Source organism: Psychrobacillus lasiicapitis, assembly GCF_006861795.1.
Classification (GTDB): Bacteria; Bacillota; Bacilli; order Bacillales_A; family Planococcaceae; genus Psychrobacillus; species Psychrobacillus lasiicapitis.
This window is the reverse complement of the sequence record NZ_VDGH01000017.1, coordinates 28,084-54,291: the sequence shown is the minus strand read 5'-3', so window position 1 is coordinate 54,291 and position 26,208 is coordinate 28,084. Positions and strand designations below refer to the sequence as shown.

Genomic DNA, 26,208 nt, shown 5'->3' with positions numbered 1-26,208 from the left:
GACTTGCATGTATTAGGCACGCCGCCAGCGTTCGTCCTGAGCCAGGATCAAACTCTCCATAATAGAGAACTTAAAAAGCTCATTTTGTTTTGCTGGCATCATCATTAAATGATGTCATAATTGTTTTACTATCAGACTAACAAGTTAATCTAAATAGTTTATATCTTAACGTTTTGCATGTTCAGTTTTCAATGTTCATGTTGTCGTCTTGTTTCAGCGACATTTAATATCTTAACATTTCTGTTTCTCATTGTCAACAACTTTTTTCAATTTGTTTTTCGTGTGAAATCAGTAGTGAAAATGACAACTTGATAACTATACCACCCTGTTTTTGTTTTGACAAGTACTTTTTTGAAATAAATTTCAAATCATTCTATATTTACTCTGGAACACTATATATAGAAGAATAAAAAAGGAGATACTACTACATAGCAGCATCTCCTTTACTATATTATTAATTAATCTTTATGACGCATCGTCGGGAATAATAGTACATCACGAATAGAAGCTGAATTCGTTAGTAACATTACTAAACGGTCAATTCCGATACCTAGTCCACCTGTTGGTGGCATACCGTATTCTAATGCTTCTAAGAAATCTTCATCCATTTCATGCGCTTCATCATTGCCCGCTTCTTTTTCTACTAACTGCGCTTCAAAGCGTTGACGTTGATCGATTGGATCATTTAACTCTGTAAATGCATTCGCGTGTTCACGACGAACGATAAATAACTCAAAACGATCTGTGAAACGACCATCTTCTGGATTTTTCTTTGCAAGTGGTGATACTTCAACTGGATGTCCATAAATAAATGTTGGTTGTACTAATGTTTCCTCTACCTTTTGTTCAAAGAATTCATTTAATACATGTCCCACTTCCATAGAAGGTTTTACTTCTACTCCATGTTCTTTCGCTAATGCATGTGCCTCTTCTTTCGTCATTTGCTTCCAGAAATCCACACCTGCAGTTTCTTTTACTGCATCCGCCATATGCCAGCGTCTCCAGCCTGGTGCAAGATTAATCTCGTCTTCTCCATACATAATAGTTGTAGAACCTAGTACCTCTTGAGCTACATGCGACACTAAATTCTCAGTTAAGTTCATAATATCTTGATAATCAGCGTACGCTTCATATAACTCAATCATTGTAAATTCTGGATTATGACGTGTTGAAACTCCTTCATTACGGAATACGCGACCAATTTCATATACCTTTTCTAATCCACCTACAATTAGGCGCTTTAAGTGTAATTCAATTGCGATACGCATATATAATTCCATATCAAGAGCATTGTGATGTGTAATGAACGGACGGGCAGCTGCTCCACCAGCAACAGAATGTAATAATGGAGTTTCTACTTCTAAGTATCCTTGTCCATCAAGGTAACGACGCATCGATTGAATGATACGACTTCTCGTGATAAATGTTGTTTTGCTTTCGTCGCTCGTCATTAAGTCCAAGTAACGTTGACGGTAACGTTGCTCTACATCTTTAAGCCCGTGGAATTTCTCAGGCATCGGACGTAATGATTTAGTTAAAAATGTGAATTCAACCGCTTTTACTGATAACTCGCCTACTTGTGTACGAAACACATTTCCTCGTACACCTACAATATCCCCTAAATCAGCTGAGTTAAATAATTCATATGCATCTTCTCCAATTGCATCTTTACGCACATAAATTTGAATTTGACCGCCAAAGTCTTGAATATGGGCAAAGCCTGCTTTCCCTTTTCCACGCTTCGTCATAATACGTCCAGCTATGACTACTTCATGTGTTGTTTCTTCTAATTGTTCTTTTGTAAACTCTTCAAATTCTGCAATTACTTGATCACTCAAATGTGTACGCTCGAATTTTCCACCAAAAGGATCTAATCCTTTCTCTTGTATTGCAGTCATCTTTTGTCTTCTCACCAAAAGTTGATCATTTAATTCTTCTACATTAGACATATCGGTCACTCCTCCACTACTTACTATTTTGCAAGTATCTTTTATAACATTGAACTTATTGTACACAATTTCTGTGTTCTGTTCACCTTTTTCCTTCATCGTTCGATATTTTCCATTATTCAGATTACCTTCCAAAACTTAAAAGAGCCATCACCAAATGTGACAGCCCTTCTTTTCGCTATTAAGCAAGAATAGAATCGACAGCGCTATATTCCTCTTTGGAAGCTTCTTCTGCAAAACAACGTAAGTAATCCTTCAGCTCTTGAGCGGTTTCCGTTTGGTTAATGACATTTCTTGCTGTCCCATTACCACGAATACCCTTCAAGTACCAAGCAGCGTGTTTGCGCATTTCCCTAACCGCTATCTTTTCCCCTTTCAAGGCAGTTAAACGATCAAAGTGCAATAAACAAACGTCTATTTTTTCTTGTGCAGTTGGTTCTGGCTTTAATACACCTGTTTCTAAATATTCGACTGTACGGTAAATCATCCAAGGATCTCCTAACGCTGCTCGTCCAATCATAACAGCGTCAACACCTGTTTCATCTAGCATACGCTTTGCATCCTGAGGTGTATTTACATCCCCATTTCCGATTACAGGAATATTCACCGATTCTTTCACCTGACGTATTAAATCCCAATTGGCCTGCCCCTCATACATTTGCATTCGAGTACGTCCGTGCACTGCAACCGCTGCTCCACCGGCACGTTCCACTGCACGAGCATTTTCTACCATATATAGATGTTCATCATCCCAACCTGTACGCATTTTCACACTTACTGTTTTTTTTACATTATCTACAACCGCGGATACCATTTCGTAAATCTTTTCTGGGTCTAACAGCCATCTAGCCCCTGCCTCACATTTGATAATTTTATTGACAGGGCAGCCCATATTAATGTCTATAATATCAGCAGTTGTATGTTGATCTACATATTTCGCGGCGGCAACTAGTGTCTCTTTCTCTCCTCCAAAAATTTGAAGGGATAATGGATTTTCACGTTCATCGATATACAGCATACTTAAGGTTCTTTCGTTCTTCAAAACGATTCCTTTATCGCTAATCATTTCAGCGTAAACTAGTCCTGCTCCAAATTCTTTGACCGTTAAACGGAAAGCTGAGTTACATATACCTGCCATCGGGGCAAGCACGACACGATTATCCATTACAAAGTCACCAATTTGAAATGGTTTTGTTGATGTATTTGTCACAATTATTCACCTACTTTTTACTTATCTATTCTTATATTAAAACGAATGCGTCTACTCCATCGAAAGTTCTCCATACACGAACACCTTCTTTTTGAGCATCGGCAAATTCCATGAAAGAACTGTTTGTCCTAGGGTCTCTTACATTTGCGTTTATCTCAACTAATGGTATGAGGACGAAGCCTCTTTCTGTCATCCTTGGATGCGGAATAATGAGGTTCTCCGATTTCACATTCTCTTCATTATACAACAAAATGTCAAGGTCTACGGTTCTCGGACCCCAATGTATATCTCTTGTACGCCCTAATTCCGCCTCAATTTCGTTACACTTTTTCAGTAACTCATGTGGGGTCAATGAAGTCTCAAGCTCCACCACTATATTCAAAAATGCATCCTGATCTACATAGCCGACTGGATCAGTTTCATACACAGAGGATACTTGGCATACTTTTATACCTTTCACATTTTGTAATAATCGTACGGCCTGTTGAAGGTAATGAAGGCGGTCCCCAATATTCGAACCCAATGAAATATACGCCCTATTCATAGTGAACCTCTCGTAATATCGACTGCAACCGAAGCATAATGTCCTGCTATCGGTGGATTGGGCTTCACTAGCTGAATGCGACACCCACTAACCTTTGTTTTATAGCCTTCTAAAATACGTAATGCAATTTTCTCTGCAACTGCTTCTATCAATAAGAAAGGCTTACCTTCTACAATTTCCTTACACAATTCAAAAACTTCCGCGTAGTTAACCGTTTCTTCTAAGTTATCAGTTTCTCCTGCTTTCTTTAAATCACACGCTAACGTTATCGTTACACGGAAGATTTGACCAAGCTTCGTTTCTTCTGCTAGCGCTCCATGGTAGCCATAAAACTCTAAGTCATTTAAATGTATATAATCCATTACAGTTACCCCTCGCTTTTCTTGTACTTCTGTTTTCCTGTCAGTACATCCATCATTTTCGTCATACGCGCAATTTCCCTCACATCATGCACCCGTACCATATGACAACCAAGCTGCACACCATAACAAACAGTTGCCCCTGTACCTTCCATGCGTTCGTTCACAGGAAGATTCAATACATTACCGATTAAACGTTTACGAGATGTCGCTAATAACACAGGATATCCCATATCGACTAAATCATCTAAATGCTGCATCATCCAAATATTTTGATCGGTTGTTTTCCCAAATCCAATGCCTGGATCTAGCCAAATATGTTCGTCAGGAACCCCTGCCGATTTTGCAATTTTGATGCATTCTTCTAAGTCTTGCTTAGCTTCAGACCAGAAATCTTTATATTTTTCATTATCTCGGTTATGCATTAAAATAATGGGAACTCCTAGTTCAGCAGCTACTTCCGCCACTTTTGGATCTCTTTTAGCACCCCAAATATCATTAATGACATGTGCCCCAGCAAGAATTGCAGCCCGAGCAACCGCTGATTTATACGTATCAATGGATATGACTGCATCTACTTCTGCACGAATAGCTTGGATGACCGGTACAACCCTTGCGATTTCCTCTTCATCGGAAATAACCGTATGTCCGGGTCTAGTAGACTCTCCTCCAACGTCAATGATTTTTGCTCCATCCGCAACCATTTGTTTCGCACGAGCGACTGCTGCCTTTATCTCATTAAACTTCCCACCGTCTGAGAAAGAATCGGGAGTAACGTTTAAAATCCCCATCACAATCGTTTCTTTTTTAAAATCTAATACAACTCCTCCACCTTCAAAGAGTCCGGTATGATATTGTAAATTCATCTTACTGTCCTTTCCTCCTGAATACACTTTACATAAGCATCATGTAGTTCCACATAAACAGGACCGTGATTACCTAAAAATTGTTTTCCATCTATCTCTTTAATAGAGACAATTTCTTGTACCGAATTTGTAATAAAAACCTCATCTGCCGCTTCTAACACTTCTTTCGTAAACAAGCCTTCTTCTACTTCGAAATTATGTAAAATCCATTCTCTTGTAATTCCAGCGAGTATTCCCGTTGCAAGTGATGGTGTGTAGATTTTCTTATCTTTCACCCAAAATATATTGGACGTAATTCCTTCTGCAACATATCCTTCTACTGTCAGAAAAACACCTTCATGCTTGGCCAATGATTCTACTTCGAATCTGGCTTGTACATTATTTGCGAAATGATGGGACTTATGACGATTGGCACTTTCAGGGGAATTCCGGGTCGTTTTAAGCCATATTGCTTTTTTCTCTGCACCTCTTTGAGTAATATGCAAAGTTTTTCGGAATAAAATCACAGTAGGCTTTTCATATTGGGATGGCTGAAGTCCAATATCGTGATCACCTGCTGAGACGTTCAACCGAAAATAGCCGTCTTCTCCATTATTTGCATCCGTTAAAGCGCGGACAGCAGCCAAAATAGTTTCTTTATCATATGGCATTGTCATACGAAAATCGGCCAAAGCACGACAAAGCCGCATCCAGTGTTCATCGAATAAAAACACTTGTCCGCCGTACGTACGAAAGGTTTCAAAGAAGCCTAACCCATATAAAAAACCATGATCATACGCAGAAATGGTTAATTCATTTCTGGCGTATAACTTACCATTCTTCCAAGCATCCATTTATACATGCTCCTGTGCAAGGAAGCTATACTTTTCGATAAAGTTGCGGATAAGTTTTTTTCCATCTTGCGTCATAATAGACTCCGGATGATACTGCACCCCTTCAATCGGAAACTCTTTATGACGCAGTCCCATGATTTCTCCTTCTTCCGTCCAAGAAGTTACTTCCAAACAATCCGGCAATGACTCCTTTTCCACGAGAAGAGAATGGTATCTTGTTGCATGAAAAGGGTTGGGCATATGTTCATTGACCCCTTTATCGTCATGATAAACAGGAGAGGTTTTCCCATGCATTAATCTTTCAGCTCGGATCACTTTTCCGCCAAATGCTTGCCCGATCGATTGATGCCCCAAACAAACACCAAAGATAGGGATTTTCCCTGCAAAATGCGTAATGACTTCCAAGCTTATACCCGCTTCGTTCGGCGTGCAGGGTCCCGGGGAGACAACAATGACTTGAGGTGCTAGTCGTTCGATCTCATTTATCGTTAGTTCATCATTTCGTACGACCTTCACTTCCACTCCTATTTCACCAATATACTGAACGAGATTATATGTAAAGGAATCGTAGTTATCAATCATTAATATCATTTGCCTTCTCCCTCCGCCATCGCCTTCGCTTGCCAAACTGCTTTTGCTTTGTTTAATGATTCTACATATTCTGCACTTGGTATCGAATCAATAACAATACCAGCACCGGCTTGGATATATGCCATCCCATCTTGAATAAATGCAGTGCGAATGACAATATTGAACTCTAAATCGCCAGAAAAACCTAACCAACCAATAGATCCTGTGTAGATTCCTCGTCGAACCGGTTCCAGCTCCTCGATAATTTCCATTGTACGAATTTTAGGAGCACCTGTAATCGTCCCACCAGGAAACATCGCGCGCACAATCTCCGTATTCGATACTCCTTCACGTAATGTCCCTTTTACATTGGAAACTATATGCATTACGTGCGAATATCGTTCAATGACCATGAACTCATCTACTTCGACCGTTCCATATGTAGACACTTTCCCTAAATCGTTCCGCTCTAAGTCTACGAGCATTACATGTTCTGCCCGTTCTTTTTCATTGTCGATGAGTTCATTCGCCAAAGCGATATCTTCCGCATCATCTTTACCACGCGGTCTCGTCCCTGCAATTGGGCGAGTGGATAATTCTGTACCTTTTTTCTTCACTAATAATTCTGGAGACCCTGATACAACAGCAAATTCAGGTGAATGAATAAATGCCATATATGGAGATGGATTAAAAGCCCTCAACGCTTCATACATAGCAATTGGTTCTGCCTTCAACTCTTTTGATTGGCGAACGGATAAATTCACTTGAAAAACGTCGCCTTGCGCTATATATTGCTGTACTTTTCGAACAGCATCTTCAAATTCAGAAGCATCTACAGAAACGTGTAATTTCGACTGATCTTCCGCTACTTCTAACGCTTTTCCTGAACGAAAAACACTCGATGCAAGACCCATTTCGGCAGCCGCTCTATATCGTTCTTCTAATTTCACCAAATCTACCCCACTCGTAGATAGCTTCATCAGTGTAACAACTTCCGTTTCAACATCTAATACTGCCCAAACGTCAAATAAATAAAAGTAAATATCCGGTATATGTAAATCATCCGTCGACATTGTAGGCAGTACTTCTATTTTTCTCGCATAATCATAGCTAATAAAACCAGCTGCTCCGCCTTGGAAATCGGGTAAATCTTCTCGAAAAGGCAGTTTATAAGAACCAACTAGCTTTTCTAACTCTGCAAGCGCTTCTCCCTCACGTTCTTCAACCTTTCCATCTTTCCACTCAATATGTAATCCCGTTTCAGTAGACCTAGTCACAGCTAACGGATTCCAAGCCGCTACCGACAAACTCCCTCCACGTCCACTTTCGAAAAATAAATGATGTGGCTCTTCTTTTGTGATTTCTTTATATGCATAAAAAAACGCTGCTTTTGATAATTGAAATGCATGCGTTTGAAGTTGTAATTCCACTTTTTCAAATCCCCCTATAAACGGTTTGCCTTCATCTTAACTTGAAACTACTCCATTTCGCCACAAAAAAAAGAGAGAAAGCAATAATTGCCTCCTCTCTAGTTTTATTTATTCCGCATTAACGGGCCTCAACTAACAATCAGTGGGGGAAAGCGGACTAAATGCGCGACGTCCGCACTAGCACGTTCTGTACGTCGGAAAACCCCCACTGATTGAAGTTTTACTTTATTAATCTTCGAATTGGTATAACGGAGTACTTAAATAACGTTCACCGTTGTCAGGGATAATTGCGACTACTTTTTTACCTTTACCAAGTTCTTTTGCAAGTTGAAGCGCCGCGTAAATAGCTGCTCCCGCAGAAACTCCACCTAAAATTCCTTCTGATTTTGCAACTTCGCGAGAAGTTTCGTATGCATCCTCGTTGGATACTTGCGTAATAGAATCGTATAACTCTGTATCCAATACCTTTGGAACAAATCCAGCTCCAATTCCTTGGATTTTATGTGGACCTGGTTTACCACCAGATAATACGTTTGAATCTTTTGGTTCTACTGCAACGACTTGAATATCAGGGAATTTTTCTTTTAATACGCCACCAGCTCCAGTGATCGTTCCACCAGTTCCAATTCCTGATACAAATCCGTGTAATTCGTCAAACGCTTCTGCAATTTCAGGTCCTGTAGTTAAACGATGGATTTCTGGATTTGCCTCATTATTGAATTGTTGTGGCATAAACCACCCATTTTCATTTGCCAACTCTTCCGATTTAGCAATTGCACCTTTCATACCATCTGCTCCAGGTGTTAATACTAGTTCTGCTCCATATGCACGAAGTAGATTTCTACGCTCTAAGCTCATTGTATCTGGCATTACTAGTACTGCTTTATATCCTTTCGCTGCTGCGATCATCGCTAGTCCTATTCCTGTGTTACCACTAGTTGGTTCAATGATTGTGCTGCCCTCTTTTAAATTCCCTGCTTTTTCTGCCGCTTCGATCATTGCAAACGCAATGCGGTCTTTTACACTACTCCCAGGATTGAAGTATTCTAGTTTTACATATACTTCTGCATCTTCTGGATTGGTAACTCTGTTTAATTTTACGATCGGTGTTTTTCCAATTAAGTCTAATACGGATTGTGCTAACTTCGTCATAGTTCCACTCCTAATCCCTACTTAGTTAATAGGTTTTATTTTCTTAATCATACCAATGTTAGAGATGTATTGTCAATAATCGTAGTAAAAATAAAAGCACACTCCTTAGAGTATGCTTTTATTTCTCACTATAAAACCAATCGGCATCAAATTCTTCCCAAAATGCTTCTTGTGTGACTGATTGTGGCAATTGATCTAATGCAAGTTCTCTACGGATATGGTCTTCTACATCAGAAAACGAAAAAGACTGTCCCTTGAACACGCTATTTACTTGCACAACTGCAAAGCGACCATCCTTTAACGATATAACATCGCTCCATTTACCCACATCTATTTTCGGTAGAGCTTTCCCCAATGCTTCGTCTATTGTTTCAGCGCCTTCTACAACATAGCCGATATCCCCACCTAAACTAGCTGAGCTCACATCAGAGGAGCGTTCTCTTGCTAATCCTTCAAAAGAAGAACCGTTTTTCAGTTCCTTTAATACTTCTTTCGCTTCAGCTTCAGTTGAACTATAAATAACACTTGTACGATAAGAAGTTGGTATATTATATAAGTTTTTATTGTTCTCATAAAATGCTTTTATGTCAGCATCCTTAATAACAATATCTTTCGCTAGTACTTTTTCTAATATTAACCTCGCACGAACCTTTTTACGCATCACCTCTTCATCGAATGATTGAAATGATGTGTCTCCCCCTTCTTGAGTTGAACGAATAAGTGCAAGTTCCAAGTCTATTTCTGCATCGCTTACTTTAATATTGTTTTTTTCAGCTGCAGCTTCCATGACTTCTGTATTTACCATATCTAATAAAACTTCTTTTCCATACATCGATTCCATTTCAGCCATCCACTGATTTTTCGTAATAGCTTTCCCATTCACGGAAGCGACTTCTTCTTCCGTCTCACTAACAGTCTTATCATTCGGTATTAACCAGGCGATGAACCATAGTAAATTCCCAAGTAATAAGATGCCGAGCACAAGAAGTACTGGTTTCGTTTTTAAACGTCGTTTCGGTTGGAAATCTTCGTTATTACGAGTTGATTTCATCGATAAATGACTCCAATTCGTCTACTGAGTAATTGTATTTTTCCATACAGAAATGACAATGTGCTTCTGCACCTCCGTCTTCTGCAATCATTTCACGAATTTCGCTCTCACCCAAACTAATAATTGCACTTCCAAATCTTTCTTTAGAGCAATTACACTCAAATGCAACTGGCATAGTACTTAAAATTTGCACATTTTCTTTCCCTAAAATCTCAAATAGTAATTCCTCAGGAGTTAATCCTTTTTCTATTAGCTTTGATACTGGCTCCATTTTGTTTAAATGTTCTTCAATAATAGTGATTGTTTCATCATCTGCACCCGGCATTAATTGAATAATAAATCCACCAGCAGCTAAAATCGTGTTATCTGGGTTAACTAAAACTCCGAGTCCAACAGAAGAAGGCACTTGTTCCGATACAGCAAAATAATACGTAAAGTCCTCTGCAATTTCACCAGAAGTAATCGGTACTTGCCCCGTAAAGAAATCTCTCATCCCTAAATCTTTAACTGTTGTAAGTGTACCTTCCGTTCCTACTGCACGACGAACGTCTAACTTTCCTTTTTCATTCAAATCAAAATGTGTTTGTGGGTTCGTAACATATCCTCGTACTTCCCCTTTTGCATTACTATCAATAATCATAGGACCAATTGGACCATTTCCCTCTACTTTGACGGTAAGCTTGTCCTCACCTTTTAACATTGCACCCATCATTACAGTAGCGGTCATCGATCTTCCGAGAGCAGCTGATGCTGTTGGCCATGTTTCATGACGACGTTGCGCTTCTCCCACTGTGTCTGTTGTCCGAACAGCAAATGCACGAACGCTTCCTTCAAAAGCTAATGCTCTTACTAAATAATCATTCATTTATCTCATACCTCTTTCATCTATATTTCGTTGATATATTAAATACAATCCTTTTAACGTTAGAAAAGGATCGATAACGTCTATTACGGTTGTTTCCTCGCCGATCAATGTAGCCATGCCACCTGTCGCGATAACTTTAGGGGCTTTTTTCGAGACTTTTTTCATGCGATTCACGACACCCTCGACTTGTCCTACGTAACCATATACAATACCTGCTTGCATAGCCGATACAGTATTTTTCCCGATAATGTGTTCCGGTCTTGTTAGTTCAATTCGAGGAAGCTTACTGGCTTTTGTAAATAATGCTTCTGTTGATATACCGATACCCGGAGCAATAGCACCACCCATATAGTCTCCTTTTTCGTTAACATAACAATAGGTTGTTGCGGTTCCAAAGTCTACAATAATAAGTGGCACACCATATTCATGTATGGCTGCAACTGCATTTACAATTCGATCTGCTCCCACTTCTCGAGGATTTTCATATTTAATATTTAAGCCCGTTTTAACACCGGGACCTACTACTAATGGTTTTATACCAAAGTACTTTTTGCACATCGCCTCTAAAGAAAACATAATTGGTGGGACTACAGAAGAAATGATAATTCCTTCTATTTGCTCAAAAGCAATATTTGCATGTGAAAATAACGCCTTTACTTGCATCCCATATTCGTCCTCTGTTTTCAGACGATCCGTTTCCATCCGCCAATGATGAATTAATACATCATTTTCGTATACCCCTAAAACAATGTTTGTATTCCCTGTATCTAACACAAGTATCATCTGACTTGCCCCAACTCTCTAGTAAGTTTTCCAAAACATCATACCATATATGGTAACAAGAACAAAAGCACATGAGCCTGGCCAATCCCTACCAACAAAGAAGAATACCGAATAGTATATTGCGTATTATAGGGAAACTGCGCGGTAGTGAATTGAATGAAGAGTCCGCTGGGATTTTCGCTACAGGGTGGACGCCGTCCGCCTGGAGCAGAAATCAATTGCCTTTGCCGTATCTCTTTACGACGCAGATTCCCTAAACAGTGAAATATCTTATATTGTGGAAGTTTCTAAAGCAAGAAAAAGCTGATTGCCTCGCACATAGCGGTGGGCAATCAGCTTTTCCATTCTATTAATCTCTACGTTCTTCTTGAATCGCGTTATCTGGTATGCTCGCAGGGCCTTCTTCTTTCGGCAAGTCGCCAGTAGACGGATCTGCAGGAGCTCCTACCGATTCAGTTGATTCTTCTTTTTTAAGATTCACTTCCGCTTCTTTGTTCGCTTGTTCATAAGGTCTCTCAGGAAGCGTTCCATGCTCTTCTAAATGCTTGATTTGAGCTGCATCGAGTGTCTCAACTTCTAATAACGTATTGGCGATTAAGTTTAATAATTCGCGTCTTTCCGTTAAAATCTGTTTTGTACGTTCGTATTGCTCTTTAATCATTGTTTGCATTTCTTGGTCAATTTCATATGCAATCTTATCCGAGTAGTTTTGCTCCGAGTTAAAGTCACGACCAAGGAAGACATTTCCTCCTTGTGCTTGACCGAATTGCATTGGACCAAGTTTGTCACTCATACCATATTCTGTAACCATGCTTCTTACAATACCAGTAGCACGTTGGAAGTCATTATGTGCACCAGTAGATACTTCTCCAAATGTAATATCCTCTGCTACACGACCGCCTAGTAATCCTGCTACTTTGTCTAGTAGCTCTGGTTTAGTCATGAAGTAACGGTCTTCTTTTGGTAACATTACCGCATATCCACCTGCTTGACCACGAGGAACGATTGTCACTTTATGAACGATTTCCGCATCATCTAGTGTTAGTCCGATAACCACATGCCCTGCTTCATGGAATGCAACAATATTGCGTTCTTTTTTAGAAATGACTTTACCTGATTTAGCAGGACCTGCAATGACACGGTCTGTTGCTTCATCAATATCACTCATATCTACTTTTTTCTTATTACGTCTAGCAGCAACAAGAGCTGCTTCGTTTAATAAGTTTTCTAAATCTGCGCCAGAGAAACCTGGTGTACGTTGTGCAATTGCTTTTAAATCTACTGAATCATCCAGCGGTTTATTACGAGCATGTACTTTAAGTACCGCTTCACGTCCTTTAACATCTGGACGACCTACTGTAATTTGGCGGTCAAAACGACCTGGACGAAGAAGTGCTGGGTCTAAAATATCCGGTCTGTTCGTTGCAGCGATGATAATAATACCTTCGTTTGCACCGAAACCATCCATTTCAACTAGCAATTGGTTAAGTGTTTGTTCACGCTCATCGTGACCACCACCAAGACCAGCTCCACGTTGACGACCTACTGCATCAATTTCATCGATAAAAATAATACATGGTGCATTCTTCTTCGCATTTTCGAACAAGTCACGCACACGAGATGCACCGACACCGACAAACATTTCCACGAAATCCGATCCACTAATAGAGAAGAACGGTACGCCAGCTTCTCCTGCAACAGCACGAGCAAGCAATGTTTTACCAGTACCTGGAGGACCTACTAACAAAATCCCTTTTGGAATACGTGCTCCAATTTCCACAAATTTACGTGGATCTTTTAAGAAATCTACTACTTCTACTAGCTCAGCCTTTTCTTCATCTGCACCAGCAACATCTGTAAACCTTACTTTTTTCTTTTCGTTATCATATAATTTTGCCTTACTCTTACCGAAGTTCATCACACGGTTACCACCGCCTTGTGATTGACTAAGTAAGAAGAAGAATAAAATAATAATGATTAGAAACGGTAACAATCCAGTGAAAAATTGAACCCAGCCACTCGTTTTCGGGGCTTCTATGACTTCAACTTGAACTCCATTTGTTTCCGCTAACGATAAAACTTTGCTTTGTGCTTGTTCAAAATTATATGGAAGCTTTGTTAGGAAAGTTTCCCCTTCTTTATAGCCCTTCATTTTACCTTCAACAAAATAAACACCTTGTTCAGGCTGCATACTAAAGCTTGTTACTTCTCCATTCGTAAGAGAAGTCATAAATTCGTCATAACGAATATTTTTAGTTGGTTGATTGCCCGAATTAAAGGTCGCAAATATCCCAACAATTACAAAGAATATCAATAAGTATAATATAGCGTAGCGCAATGCTCGATTCATTCCCAGCCTCCTCACAAGGTAAACAGAAAAACTAAAGATAATCTTATCACACGATTTTTTTAACGTACAATGAAAAGCCTTTTAGTTTATCATTTGTTTTAAAAAGAATAAACTTCTTTCTTTAGCACGCCAACATATGGTAAATTACGGTATTTTTCTGCGTAATCCAACCCATATCCAACAACAAATGCATCCGGTACTTCAAACCCTACGTAATCCGCTTTAAGGTCTACTTTTCTTCCGCTAGGTTTGTCTAGCAACGTAACTAACTTAATCGATTTTGCTTTGCGATATTTAAATAGATCCACTAGATAGCTCAAAGTCATACCACTATCAATGATATCTTCAATAATTAAAATATCGCGCCCCTCCACACTAGTGTTTAAGTCTTTAATAATTTTAACTTCTCCTGAAGAAACGGTAGCATTTCCATAGCTAGACACATCCATATAGTCCATTTCGATATAAGTGTCTACACGCTTCATTAAATCCGACATAAAAGGCATTGCACCTTTTAAGATACCAATAGCTAGTGGGAACTTGTCTTCGTATTCTGTTGTTAATGTTGCACCTAGTTCGCGTACTTTTTCTTCAATTTGTTCTTCTGTCAATAAAACTTTTAGTATGTCTTTTTCTAACATATATAGTCCCCCCTAATAATTAGTCTCGCTTTATGTATAAGACATAGTTTTGCGAGTAGTGTTTCTTTGAAAATCTTTCTCCATAACGAAGTCCAATTACTGCTATAATTTCATTTTTCGATGTTACTAGTAGTGGCCACTCTCTTCTTTCCTGTGCTGAGATTTTTTCATCTATAAATACCCGAGATATTTTTTTGGGAGAATTCATCCCTTTTATCTGGATTCGATCTCCTTCCTCTCTTTGACGGATCAACAATGGAAGGCAATCATTTTCTAGTTGAACAAACCATTTTTCACCCGAAATAGCATCGGTCAAATTTCTCGTTAAATAGATGGAATAACCAGCACCAATAGTAATCCAACTGTCCTCTTCTACTACATTCCTAGCAATGATAGGTTGTTGTTTGCCAGAGGAAAACTGAACTTTATTGTAATGACGTACGAGGAAATAATCTTGAGGCAAATGAATGGTGATATTGCCATCATGCTTATTACAAGCAGCCAAAATGGAATCGATTAAGTGATCATTAAGAAGTATTTCGGAGTTTTTGTATAGATACTTTAATAGTAGTAGAATCACTCTTCTTTGTAAAGCGATGGGCACTTCTATAAAGCACTTTGTATCTAGAAAAAAAACGCCATCCTGATCAATTGTCACAAGCTGTTCATACTTTCGTTTCGCCATGCTTTGAAGAAATTCCTCATCCTGCTTTTGTTTCTCCACAAATGTGTGGATACTGTCGCTTATATTAGGGTTTTCTTCTTTTAAAAGCGGAACAATAGTATGACGAATACGATTCCTAGTATATGTATGTTTATCATTGCTTGGATCATGTCTAAATGATAGCTTATGGAGATGAATATACTCGAAAATCTCTTTTTTTGTTATGCATAGAAATGGACGGATAATGTGACCTTCTGAAAAAGGTCTTGACCTTGGTATTCCTGTAATTGTGGACGAATTAGAACCTCTCGCCAGTGACATAATGACAGATTCAATTTGATCATCGGCATGATGACCGAGGACTAGCTTTGTATAATGAAAGATTTTCATCGTTTTTTCGAAAAAGGAATATCGCTCTTCTCGACATATTACTTGTACATTTCCACCTTCTGCAGCAACTCTTTTTGGCACTTCCAGAGTTGCTGCGAAAAATGGAATATTTAAATTTGCTGCGAATCGTTCGACAAATCTACTATCTTCCGCTGATTCTTCTCCTCTTAACTGATGATCTGCATGCGCAATTCCTATTTCGACATGATATATTTCTTTTAAATTATTTAAAACATGAACTAATGCTAAGGAATCTGCTCCGCCAGAGCAAGCAATGAGAAGACGGTCCCCTTCTTTTATAAGCTGATGCTTGTCTATATATTCTTTTACTTTCCGAACGAACGAATGCATTTTTTCACCTTTTTTCTTTTTTGCTTAGATGCTTCCGCTTTTCTTAATAGTGTACCATGTTTTCTTGGTATTTTGCTGCTTGGCGCGGTGAAAAAATGGACCATTCTGGAACTGCGTGTTTCACTTGCATGAAGATGACGGTTCGGTCATCTCCCGGTAAAGAGTAAGTTTCTTCTAGAGTTTTTACAAAGCGCTCTGCATTCATCGTTGGATCTTGCAGTATTTTTTTATAATACATTTCTTGTTTTTCGATGGATGTATTTGCAGAAAAGACGCCATCTGAAAGCATTACTAATACATCTCCATCTTTTACATCCACTTTTCTTGCCTCAATTGAAAAGGTTGGTAAAAACCCAAATGGCACATGCTGACTTTCGATTTTACGCATTTCATTGCCTCTGATTAAATACGTGGACATGCTCCCCGCCTTCCATGACCACAGCTCTCCGTTTTGTAAGTCAATTAATGCTAAATCCACTGTCGCATAACTATCCGTATCATCTTGCAAGCTCATCATGTAATGCAGCGTATGCATAGTTGTTTCCGGATCCATTTTTTTATTCAAACATTCACGCATAAATTGCATCACTCTTCTGCTTTCTCGGTGAGCCTCAACATTATTCCCCATTCCATCTGATAAAATAACCGCAAGTAAACCAGGATGAAGTTGGAACACAGCATGTGCATCCCCTGAATAAATTGTATTTCTACTAGAAGATGTATAAATATCATGCGTTATCTCAAAGCGTACGGAGGATTTACAAGTCATTTGCACATGCTCGTAAGGATGATGCATCTCTTTCATCGATGTAATTTCGAAAGGCTCTTTCCACAAGTCATATAAAATTGGTAATACCAATCTTTCTCCAGTCATTTTCGCCTTAGACTCAATCGGTAAGCAACACACTACTTCCATTTGCCCGATTTCGATATTGAGCACATCAATTTGGAAGTACGGGATATTACATTGCTGAAACTTTTGTTTAATCTCTTCTTCATGTGAAGTATATAATGTCACATCATTTTCCAGATTACTCATAAGCTCTCCCATATGATTCCCCATATCACGAAGTTTTAGTGCGAACATTTTTTTACCATGCTGCATTTCATATGATAATTGTTTTTTCGCTTCCTTCTCTTTTAGCTCTTTCATAATTTGGGCGGGCTTTATACATTTGTACTGCATTTTCTTTTCGATATGGAACCTCGTCTTATTCGGTTGATCCTCCCATTGTTTCATCAATGCTGGCATTCCGTTTGACTTTTCTCCCCAGCAAGTTTCGTAACGAAAACAAGCCTGGCAAATTGGTAAAGGGGCGGATTGTCCTTTCTGAGCGGTCGCTTTTGGTTCGAACCGATCGGATATAAATCGTGTGATGAAGTCAACAAAATGCTGAAATTCCTGAAGTTGATGATTTACTTTTTCCGTCATCCACTTTTGCCTTCTTAAAAGAACATTTGAAGTATCCGGAAATAGTTGGTCCTTTAAAGTTTTGATCCAGCTAGATGGAATGACAAAAAACAATAAAGAAGCAGTGACGAGAGAACCTATATAAACAGTATCTAAAGGTAAAGTTCGATCATATAGTATAAAGAAAAATGTTGCTCCGAGCATACCAAACGCCTGCCACAACCTACCAAAAGGCTTATGCAGTCCTGCAAAAAAGCCGGTTAATGCATACACAGCTATCATTCCACTAAAACTGAGCTTGGAAATACTTAACACTGTCCCTGCGAGTACTGCAACTACTGTAGCAAGTTGAACACCCCCTACTGCCGCTGATACTGCAATAACCAAGTGTGTAAATATTAACGGGACAGAAACATATCCGAAAATATACGAAGACATCCCCGTTAACACTAGCGCTCCTATTAGTAATGCCGCTCCCATTCTTTCGGCCGTCCATCTTTTATGAATGAAGTCTGGCATAGGAAGGAAAAGTTGAAACAAAAATATCGTCATAAATAAAGCCAGTACTCCTTCATAAGCAATTGCCAACCAAATGGTACCTGGGACATTCCCACTGTACGAAACATATTGCCATATAGACTGGATAATAACGACGTCCATCAAAACAAAGATTGGCACAGGGATTTTCTTTAAAACTCTTTTCGAATAAAGAGGGAATAGAAGCGCTTGTAACGCATGGATCACTACTTGTCCAAGCCCTAATGTCACACTGCCCAGTAAGGCTCCTGCAATTGTCCACGGAAGAAAACGCGGATAACGTAAACTAACAAGTGCCCAAATTGGAAGAAAAAAAGGTACGGAAGCTTCGAATAGTACAACTTGTGCTAAGAAAAACGAAAGAATAAAAAAGATAACCGTAAGTGAAATAGCTACTTTGCGTGCTTGAAGACCTTCTATTACCCTTCTAAAAGACAAACCCCTTTTTTGCTCTTGCTCATACATTGTTTTCAAATCTTATACCTCCCCGTATTCAACTATTGATGGAAGTATACCTACTGTATGAACAAAAAGTATGTCTCTTTCTGACGTCTTCCTATAAAAAGTTTTCGACGATATCAGTCACGAAGTGAAACGGAGAAAAAGGATTGCAGAATGCATAACAGGAATATTCTTAACCGATAAAAGACTATCCCAAAACGTACTGATTACGCGGTTAGACTGATGAATAAGGAGAATTCAATAAATCTGAATTGAGAACATTTACTTCGTATTAAATGCTGCATTTGTAAAATAATAACCAATTGCAATTTGTCGGAATAAACTTTCTTTTTATCTTTTTATAAATTTTCAAAAGAACTATTGACACTTTAACGAAAGGATTGTAATATGTTAATTGTTCGTTAAAACGGCGGTGTAGCTCAGTTGGCTAGAGCACTCGGTTCATACCCGAAAGGTCGTGGGTTCGACTCCCTCTGCCGCCATACATTTTTAATTAATTATCCATTTATAGATTCACGGATAATGTCGGATAACTTATATTATTATCATATTAAAAATGGCATATTTTAATATGGCCCCTTGGTCAAGCGGTTAAGACACCGCCCTTTCACGGCGGTAACACGGGTTCGAATCCCGTAGGGGTCATCATTTAAAAAAAGCAATTTCTAAAGCTTAACTTTAGGAATTGCTTTTTTTCATATACATAATAAAGGAGATTGCAATATGAATCCAAATAGATTGGAACCTGTCGAAGCTGCAAAACAATTTATTTCTCTCTACTTTCCGGATTGCCAGGGCGCTATTTTAGCAGGAAGTGTAGTCCAAGGAAAGGCTACAGAAACTTCTGATTTGGACATCGTCGTATTCAGCAAAAATATTTACTCCTCCTACAGAGAGTCGCTTATTGTCGGTAGTTGGCCCATAGAGGTATTTGTTCATAATTTAATCTCTTACAAAAGTTATTTTGAAAGCGATCGTCAAAGGGCAAGACCTTCTTTACCAAGAATGATTGCTGAAGGGGTTATCTTAAAAAACGAAGAAGGAATTTTGGGAGCTATTCAAGAGGAAGCAAAGCAACTATTAGCCAGTGGTCCTGAGTTATGGTCGGACGAAACAATAAACATAAAACGTTATTTTATAACTGATGCACTGGATGACTTTATTGGAAGTCATAATAGAGCCGAGGAATTATTTGTCGCTAATACCTTGGCTGAACTGACTAGTGAGTTTATATTGCGTACGAATCTTAGGTGGATCGGTGCATCAAAATGGATTGTTCGATCACTAAAAGAATATGATGAAGCGTTCACAGAACAATTTGTCGAAGCCTTTGATCTTTATTATAAAACTGGCCTGAAAAATGAAGTAATCGAAATAGTAGATAAAGTATTACACCCTTATGGTGGTCGCTTATTTGAAGGATTTTCTTTAGGAAAGTGAGATCATTCTATGCCAGATAAGAAAAAGAGACATCCTTGCAATTTGGATGTCTCTTTTTTCTATCTAGCGGAAATTTGTAAGCGATGGTGATTGTCGTGCTCCATAAAACTAGTAAAGTAACTACGAATAGTTTCTTTATGTTCACCAATATAGAAAGCTTTATCCCATTCTACTTCAGCAATTGCTTCCAATTGTTCCATAATACCTTGACGTTGCTGTTTTGCGTAAGAGAGGGTTTCTTTAAATGTTTGTTCATGAGCAAGGGCTGCGGCTTTTGCATTAAAGACTTCGAAGTTTGGAAACGCTTCAAGCTTTTCACCTTCTCTCATACTAGGTATACGTTGCACTAAAGTGAATCGATCCCATTCTGCTAAATGCATAATTATCTCGTTTGGAGACCACTTTCCTGCCGCGTACGGCGTATTGGCTTTTTCTTCATTTAACTCTGTTAACGAGTCTATCCAATTCAAGTATTCTAAGTGCGCTTGTCGTATTTCCTCTTTTGTCATTACTTCCCCCTCCTATAACAGACAACTAATATTGTTTATACAAAAAAGGCGTCAGCAAAGCTGAACACCTCTTCATCTATTAAACATTTTTTCTACCGATAAAACAGACAGCATGTTATCCTCTTTTTGCGCCTCTACCGCCGCGCTTAGATTCTGTTGCACGCTTTAACGTAGACAAACGATCTTCACTATCCTTTAGGAATCGTGCCATTTTTTGCTCAAAATTCTCTTTACTCGGACGATCACGATCATTTGGGCGATTGTTGTTACGTGGACGCTGAGAACGTTCTGGTCTCTCCGGTCTTTCCGCTTGAGGCTTTGCTTTACGGATAGATAATCCGATTTTGCCGTCCGCTTCAACATTCATCACCTTAACTTCAACAACGTCTCCAACCTTCAAATGCTCATTAATATCTTTCACATAATTATCCGCAACTTCACTAATGTGAACTAGACCTGTTGAGCCTCCTGGCAGCTCGACGAATGCTCCGAAGTTAGTGATTCCTGTTACTTTACCTTGTACCTTGCTGCCTACTTCAATTGACATAAAAAAAATGCTCCTCCTTAAATTTTAAACGACTCTTTAGCGGGCAAGTATGATTTTTTTCATACCGTCCCTACCTTTATTATAGCTAACAAAAAAAGAGTGTCAATAAGACTACTCTTTTATAACTTGTTTTTTTAATTTATTTCTCTTTAGGATCTGGAAGCGTGAAGATAATTTCCCCTTCTTCTGAAAGGAAATATTCTTTTCTTAATAATTTTCCAATGTACTCATCATCATTCAGTTTTGAAATTTGAAGCTTCAGCATTTCTTGCTCTTCCTGGACTTTCGCTAATTCTTCCGTGACTTTTTCTTTTTGTAATTGTTTTTCCTCTAATGTCTGATTACTGTTTATTAAGGTAGTTATTAAAAATCCAACAAGCGCTAAAGACATAATTCCAAATACAGCTAAACGCCTAAACAATCGAACCTTTTTTGCTTTTTTACGATTTTCTTGACGTTCGATAGAGCGAACATAATCTGTATTAATTGCTGCAACCTGTTTCAAAGCGGATACGTTTCTTTGCTTTTCTCCCATTTCGCCCTCTCCCGTCAAAGTACCTTAATTTTTCGTGTACTTTTTATTATAACGGAATTTTGGTTTTTTCTTAAGAGCCAAATGCCGCATTTTTTTATAAATAAAGCGGAACGGTCGAACTATAGTTAAAAGTATAAGTGCTATCAATCTAAGAATTTTACGAATAATTGTTACAATTATGCGAATGATGAACCAAATCGGTTGGATAATCATCCGTAAGAAAACTCTTCCCATAAAACGAAAAATAGGCTGAAACAATTGCTCATACAATAGAATGCCTACTATTTGTGCTAATGGATCATAAATTCTCCATATACCATCTCGTACTTGAAAAAGAATATAAAAAGTTCCTAATCCAAGTAAAATCCAAATGATTATTTCTAGAGCAGTGCTATATTTGAAAACAAAGGTACGCTTTGGAAAACTATTCATCACAAAGCGTGTCCCTTCAATTATCGCACCTACGACTACTCCACTCAACACCATTAATAATAAACTAAAAAATTGTAAAGAGAGTGTCATCCGAATAGTTTATGAAGTAACCCTCGAGCACCGTCTAAATTCTGCTCCTCATCATACTGGATGGCCTTTACAATTCCATCTAGGGTTAGCAGGCCTTTGTCTACATCTAAATGGACAATCTTCAGTTCTTCTCCCTTGATAAGAAGCAATCCTTGTGATGTTCTTACATAGAACTCTTGTTGGTCAAATCGTTCAATTGCTTTTACAGAAGTTAAATCCATTCTTTTTCGGTTTCTTAGCGATATTAAATGGTCCCCCGATGGAATAGTAATTGTTTGGTTTTCTGCTTGAAATTGCATATGCTCTCTCCTCTCCTTGTCCTAACTCATTGTATGCACGTAAAAAAAAAGCATGACAAATGTGTCATGCTTTTTTTCTTAATCTTCGTCATCTATAAATGCTGGGTCGATTTTTTCCAGTCGTTCTTCTTTTATTATGGTAAACATAGAAGCGGCATCTTCTTTTTTCGCCGAATCTTTGATCGCATCAACAGAAGCGGTTACTACTTTTTGCCCGAAACGAATAGATAACTCATCCCCTGCTTTCACATCGGAGCTTGCTTTTGCTACTTTTCCGTTAATCGTAATTCTTCCTTGATCTGCTACTTCCTTTGCAAGTGTTCTTCGTTTAATCAATCTCGAAACTTTTAAGAACTTATCTAATCTCATATCCACACTACCTCTCTAGTCTCTTTGCTTCATTCCAAAAACTATCGAGCTCTTCTAAATCATAGTCCGAAAAGTTTCCTTTTCCCTTTTTAACGCTCGACTCAATAAATTGAAATCTTCTTTTAAATTTTTGATTCGCTTGTACCATTGCTTGTTCAGGAGATATTCCATAAAACCGTGCTAGATTAACAATTGTAAATAACACATCTCCTAGCTCATCCACTTGCGTTTCTTTTGTCCCCGATTGTAATTCTTCTTTCCACTCCGCTAACTCTTCCGTGAACTTGTCCCAAGCACCAGAGACATCTGGCCAATCAAAACCGACTTTGGCAACTTTCTTTTGATAATTGAAAGATGTTAGAAGGGAAGAATCTGAACGCAGTTCTCCGTCCAGTAATGACTCTTCATCCCTGTCTTTCTCTTCCGCTTTTATTTGCTGCCAATTGCGCATGACATCCTCTGTGCTGTTAGCGGTGACTTCCCCAAATACATGTGGATGTCTACGAATCATTTTATCGGAAATGGAGCTCAATACATCCTCCATACTGAAGTATCCACTATCCTCTCCAATTTGTGCGTGTAAAAACACTTGTAAAAGGACGTCTCCAAGTTCTTCGACAATATGATCATCATCTTCCTCATCGATCGCCTGTAAGAGCTCATAAACTTCTTCTACTGCATATTTCTTTAGTGTTACATGCGTTTGTTCCTTATCCCAAGGACATCCGTTGGGCCCTCTTAAATGTGCAACAATTTGACGCAGTGTTTGCCATTCCTTTAATCGCTTTTCCTGCTCTTGTATAGGTGGAACATACAATGTCGTTAAGTTATCAAGCTCCATTACATGGTCTAACTTGTATAAAGGTACTTTTGTTAGTTTTTCTTGCGCAGAGCCTGCAGCTGTTACAATCGTCACTTCATAATCGTCCGGATACTTTTCCATAAGAGTTAGCTTTACTTCAGATGCACTAAACGCATCATATACCTGTCCGATTAGTACATGCGATCCCATTTGTACATCATCTCGTTTAAAACTAGTTCCATCTAACAGTTGAAACCCTTCAATTGGATCAATGCGTAAAGCTGCAAAAATTGGATCCAAAAAGCTTTGTCCACCTTCGATTCGGATATGTGCATTTCCCTTTCGCTCTGCTTCGATTAATAACTGAACAGTTTGTTCTGCTACAAGCGGATGCCCAGGAACCGCGTATGTAACGGAAGTTTCTGTTGCTAGCTTTAGCAATGTTTGTACTATTTCTTCATAGACCTTTTCAAATTGATCATTTTCTTCGTATATCGTGTCAAAGCTTGTCCAAGTAAGACCTTCCGATTTTAGCTCCTGCAATACCGGGTGCTGCTCTGTACGTACATATAAATGCTCTGCTGCTTTTAGTTTTTTATATATACCTAAAGGAAGCTGATCTAAATCACTTGCTCCAAGTCCAATAATCGTTATTTCATTCATCTGTTCACACCCTTACTAATCTTTATTTAACCATAACTGGAAAGAGGCCATTCTTCTACCGAATGGCAATAGAAACCACTCTTTCTCCGCTATAACACGTCTTTTTGCTAAAATGATTAAAAAAATCGCCGCTCCGAGCAACACTGCACTCAATGATATTGCAAGTGCCTCGATACGACTAGGCAACCAATCAAATAAATAAGCATCTGCTAATAAGCTATAAGCTACCACACCTACCACCATAGCTGCGGAGGAAAGTGCAATTCCTTTGTAAAATGCAAAAGAAGCAAAACGTATCTTCCAACTTCTTTTAAAATAATAAAACATACATATAAATACAAGCACTAAACTAATATTCCCCGCTATAGCAGCTCCTAATACGCCGTATCCTGGTACAAGCATACCATTTACTAGCCATTTACTACATACACCAAGCATTAAAAACACCGTAGGAAGCTTTACTTTCCCACTCCCTTGTAGCATCGCCATCAAAGTGAGAATTAAAGACATCCATACAATTTGAAAAGAGAACACCATTAAAGTGATCGACTCATCTCTCGTTTGAAACAGCATCTCATTCACAAACGGAAGTACTACGATCAGACCTAAAGCTGCAGCAATACTGAAAGTAAAAGCTACTCGAAACGTAAGCTGCATAAAAGGAATAGCGGTCCTTCCTTTTTCTTTATTCATCCGATGTGCGACAAGTGGAACGATTGCCAATGATAATGTGGAAGCAATAACAATTCCTAGTTGTACAAGCGGTTGTCCACGATCATAGATTCCTTTTGTCTCCATAGCCTCTTGCTTCTCCAAACCGTTTTCGAGAAGTATTTGAAAAACGGTAAATGAATCTACTAATTGTAACAACAAAAATAATAACGCACTTATACTGGCACTAATACTAATCATTGTTAAATCTTTTATAATCGGCCAAAGCAGCACATTTTTTTGTTTGTTACTCTTTTTCTCACGTCCAATTACCTTCCAATAAATAAGTGCTAAAAATAATAAACCAGCGAGTTCCCCTGCTACCGCACCATACATTGCCATGCTGCCAGCTTTATATAAATCAAAGGTTTTGGATACAACAATCCACGTACCAAGTAATATAACGGAAACTCGAATTGTCTGTTCCACTATTTGTGCATATGCTACTGGCTGCATATGGCCATTAGATTGAAATTCTCCTTTTAAGACTGCAAGCATTGGCATGAGTAAAATGACATATGAGCCAGCTTTCAATAAGTAAGCTAGATTTCCATCACCCATCGCCTCTGCGAAAAAATTTGCTCCAACATACAGTACGATAAAAGACAAAATGGAAAGTATCCCAATGTAGATAAAAGCTATTCTCCGCACTTGCGGTATGGCATGTTCTTTCCCACTTGCTTTATAGTCTGATAATACTTTTGATAATGCTACCGCAAAACCATAGGAAGTCCAGGTTGTAATAATTCCAATAAACGGATATACCTGTTGGTAAATATAAAAACCTTCATCTCCAACTAGGTTCTGAAAAGGAACTCGGTACACTGCACTTAGTAGTTTTACAATAACTGCTGCAACAGTTAGCATTGCAGCCCCTTTCATATAAGTCTTCATATTCCAATCGTTACTCATAGTTGAATCCTTCTTCCATCCAGCAATGCATTTATTATACACAAGATAAGTTGAAGCAGGACAATAAAAAACATAAATGAGTTTTGGGTCAATCTTGTTTTTCGAAGTCTTTAGAAAAGTGTAGAGTATAGGGAAACTGTGCGATAGTGAGTTTAATGAAGAGTCCGCTAAGATTTCCGCTGCAGGACGTACGCTTTCCGCCGGCTTGGCTTCAGCCGCTTCCTTCGCTACGCTCAGTCCAGGGTCTTCACCTCAAGCTTTTCCGGCTGGAGTCGACGCCCTTCCACTACAATCCATGATGGATAACGCTATCTAATAGGCGTCACTGTTTAACAAATGAAACTTCTAAAAGTTTTCTAGCTATTAAACGCCAATAAATGGTACAACGCTACAATACACACTGGGAACGTGACAAACCGAGCAAGTGGAAAATTTCAGTAAAATAATCCTAGTTAATGCTCTATTATTGCCGTCTCAATTC

At 38.7% G+C, this 26,208-nt stretch carries 25 protein-coding genes, 2 tRNA genes and 1 rRNA gene; 3 read left to right on the top strand and 25 right to left on the bottom strand.

The genetic code is table 11. The features are described from left to right. The 17 genes from FG382_RS21730 to FG382_RS21650 all read right to left on the bottom strand — a co-directional run. Window positions 1-63 (bottom strand): 16S ribosomal RNA (locus FG382_RS21730); the annotation flags it as partial. A 395-nt stretch (window positions 64-458) separates the two neighbouring features. Continuing rightward, window positions 459-1,949: a lysine--tRNA ligase gene (gene lysS, locus FG382_RS21725; protein ID WP_142540947.1), complete on the bottom strand. Its 1,491-nt coding sequence runs from the start codon at window positions 1,947-1,949 to the stop codon at window positions 459-461. Window positions 1,950-2,130: 181 nt separating this feature from the next. Beyond that, window positions 2,131-3,159 carry a tRNA dihydrouridine synthase DusB gene (gene dusB, locus FG382_RS21720; RefSeq protein ID WP_142540946.1) on the bottom strand — a complete coding sequence of 343 codons (1,029 nt, stop codon included), beginning with the start codon at window positions 3,157-3,159 and terminating at the stop codon, window positions 2,131-2,133. Between the two features lie 31 nt (window positions 3,160-3,190). Then, entirely contained in the window at window positions 3,191-3,703 is a 513-nt protein-coding gene (folK, locus tag FG382_RS21715) for a 2-amino-4-hydroxy-6-hydroxymethyldihydropteridine diphosphokinase (protein ID WP_142540945.1), read from the bottom strand. After that, window positions 3,700-4,065, bottom strand: a complete 366-nt coding sequence (gene folB / locus FG382_RS21710) for a dihydroneopterin aldolase (RefSeq protein WP_142540944.1) — start codon at window positions 4,063-4,065, stop codon at window positions 3,700-3,702. Before folB ends, folK begins: the two co-directional genes overlap by 4 nt. A gap of 5 nt (window positions 4,066-4,070) precedes the next feature. Then, complete coding sequence (folP, locus tag FG382_RS21705) at window positions 4,071-4,928, bottom strand: dihydropteroate synthase (protein ID WP_142540943.1); 858 nt, start codon at window positions 4,926-4,928, stop codon at window positions 4,071-4,073. Then, window positions 4,925-5,761, bottom strand: coding sequence for an aminodeoxychorismate lyase (pabC, locus tag FG382_RS21700; RefSeq protein WP_142540942.1), 837 nt, complete (start codon window positions 5,759-5,761; stop codon window positions 4,925-4,927). Before pabC ends, folP begins: the two co-directional genes overlap by 4 nt. Beyond that, window positions 5,762-6,352 (bottom strand): aminodeoxychorismate/anthranilate synthase component II, encoded by a 591-nt coding sequence (gene pabA, locus FG382_RS21695; RefSeq protein ID WP_142540941.1) that lies wholly within the window; start codon window positions 6,350-6,352, stop codon window positions 5,762-5,764. It lies immediately after the preceding gene. Next, window positions 6,349-7,761, bottom strand: coding sequence for an anthranilate synthase component I family protein (locus FG382_RS21690; RefSeq protein WP_142540940.1), 1,413 nt, complete (start codon window positions 7,759-7,761; stop codon window positions 6,349-6,351). Before FG382_RS21690 ends, pabA begins: the two co-directional genes overlap by 4 nt. Before the next feature lie 228 nt (window positions 7,762-7,989). After that, entirely contained in the window at window positions 7,990-8,913 is a 924-nt protein-coding gene (gene cysK / locus FG382_RS21685; RefSeq protein WP_142540939.1) for a cysteine synthase A, read from the bottom strand. A 118-nt stretch (window positions 8,914-9,031) separates the two neighbouring features. Beyond that, window positions 9,032-9,964, bottom strand: a complete 933-nt coding sequence (locus FG382_RS21680; protein ID WP_142540938.1) for a peptidyl-prolyl cis-trans isomerase — start codon at window positions 9,962-9,964, stop codon at window positions 9,032-9,034. Next, window positions 9,948-10,829: an Hsp33 family molecular chaperone HslO gene (gene hslO, locus FG382_RS21675; RefSeq protein ID WP_142540937.1), complete on the bottom strand. Its 882-nt coding sequence runs from the start codon at window positions 10,827-10,829 to the stop codon at window positions 9,948-9,950. Before hslO ends, FG382_RS21680 begins: the two co-directional genes overlap by 17 nt. Then, the gene (locus FG382_RS21670; RefSeq protein WP_142540936.1) at window positions 10,830-11,612 is read right to left on the bottom strand and encodes a type III pantothenate kinase; all 783 of its coding nucleotides are present in this window, start codon (window positions 11,610-11,612) and stop codon (window positions 10,830-10,832) included. A gap of 349 nt (window positions 11,613-11,961) precedes the next feature. Then, window positions 11,962-13,962 carry an ATP-dependent zinc metalloprotease FtsH gene (gene ftsH, locus FG382_RS21665; protein ID WP_142540935.1) on the bottom strand — a complete coding sequence of 667 codons (2,001 nt, stop codon included), beginning with the start codon at window positions 13,960-13,962 and terminating at the stop codon, window positions 11,962-11,964. 98 nt (window positions 13,963-14,060) lie between these two features. Then, a complete protein-coding gene (gene hpt, locus FG382_RS21660; protein ID WP_142540934.1) occupies window positions 14,061-14,603 on the bottom strand; it encodes a hypoxanthine phosphoribosyltransferase in 543 nt (180 codons plus the stop codon). Window positions 14,604-14,622: 19 nt separating this feature from the next. Continuing rightward, entirely contained in the window at window positions 14,623-16,008 is a 1,386-nt protein-coding gene (gene tilS / locus FG382_RS21655) for a tRNA lysidine(34) synthetase TilS (protein WP_142540933.1), read from the bottom strand. A gap of 43 nt (window positions 16,009-16,051) precedes the next feature. Continuing rightward, the gene (locus tag FG382_RS21650) at window positions 16,052-18,421 is read right to left on the bottom strand and encodes a SpoIIE family protein phosphatase (RefSeq protein ID WP_229677465.1); all 2,370 of its coding nucleotides are present in this window, start codon (window positions 18,419-18,421) and stop codon (window positions 16,052-16,054) included. Window positions 18,422-18,826: 405 nt separating this feature from the next. Here FG382_RS21650 and FG382_RS21645 point away from each other — a divergent pair. From FG382_RS21645 to FG382_RS21635, 3 genes are all read left to right on the top strand, one after another. Further along, a tRNA-Met gene (locus FG382_RS21645) sits at window positions 18,827-18,900 on the top strand. Between the two features lie 91 nt (window positions 18,901-18,991). Then, window positions 18,992-19,063 (top strand) — tRNA-Glu (locus tag FG382_RS21640). 78 nt (window positions 19,064-19,141) lie between these two features. Next, a complete protein-coding gene (locus tag FG382_RS21635) occupies window positions 19,142-19,858 on the top strand; it encodes a nucleotidyltransferase domain-containing protein (RefSeq protein WP_142540931.1) in 717 nt (238 codons plus the stop codon). Window positions 19,859-19,917: 59 nt separating this feature from the next. On the opposite strand, the gene FG382_RS21630 is transcribed toward FG382_RS21635, so the two are convergent. The 8 genes from FG382_RS21630 to FG382_RS21595 all read right to left on the bottom strand — a co-directional run bounded on the left by FG382_RS21630 (window position 19,918) and on the right by FG382_RS21595 (window position 25,727). Then, window positions 19,918-20,367 (bottom strand): DinB family protein, encoded by a 450-nt coding sequence (locus FG382_RS21630; RefSeq protein WP_142540930.1) that lies wholly within the window; start codon window positions 20,365-20,367, stop codon window positions 19,918-19,920. 115 nt (window positions 20,368-20,482) lie between these two features. Further along, window positions 20,483-20,914: a S1 domain-containing RNA-binding protein gene (locus tag FG382_RS21625; RefSeq protein WP_142540929.1), complete on the bottom strand. Its 432-nt coding sequence runs from the start codon at window positions 20,912-20,914 to the stop codon at window positions 20,483-20,485. A gap of 139 nt (window positions 20,915-21,053) precedes the next feature. Beyond that, complete coding sequence (locus tag FG382_RS21620; RefSeq protein WP_142540928.1) at window positions 21,054-21,449, bottom strand: FtsB family cell division protein; 396 nt, start codon at window positions 21,447-21,449, stop codon at window positions 21,054-21,056. 24 nt (window positions 21,450-21,473) lie between these two features. Further along, a complete protein-coding gene (gene yabQ / locus FG382_RS21615) occupies window positions 21,474-21,971 on the bottom strand; it encodes a spore cortex biosynthesis protein YabQ (protein ID WP_142540927.1) in 498 nt (165 codons plus the stop codon). Next, window positions 21,968-22,270 (bottom strand): sporulation protein YabP, encoded by a 303-nt coding sequence (gene yabP, locus FG382_RS21610; protein WP_142540926.1) that lies wholly within the window; start codon window positions 22,268-22,270, stop codon window positions 21,968-21,970. Before yabP ends, yabQ begins: the two co-directional genes overlap by 4 nt. A 78-nt stretch (window positions 22,271-22,348) precedes the next feature. Then, window positions 22,349-22,639 (bottom strand): RNA-binding S4 domain-containing protein, encoded by a 291-nt coding sequence (locus FG382_RS21605; protein ID WP_142540925.1) that lies wholly within the window; start codon window positions 22,637-22,639, stop codon window positions 22,349-22,351. A 7-nt stretch (window positions 22,640-22,646) separates the two neighbouring features. Next, on the bottom strand, window positions 22,647-24,104 hold the full coding sequence (gene yabN, locus FG382_RS21600) for a bifunctional methyltransferase/pyrophosphohydrolase YabN (protein WP_142540924.1): 1,458 nt from the start codon (window positions 24,102-24,104) through the stop codon (window positions 22,647-22,649). A 15-nt stretch (window positions 24,105-24,119) separates the two neighbouring features. Next, window positions 24,120-25,727 (bottom strand): putative polysaccharide biosynthesis protein, encoded by a 1,608-nt coding sequence (locus FG382_RS21595; RefSeq protein ID WP_142540923.1) that lies wholly within the window; start codon window positions 25,725-25,727, stop codon window positions 24,120-24,122. Between the last annotated feature and the right edge of the window lie 481 nt (window positions 25,728-26,208).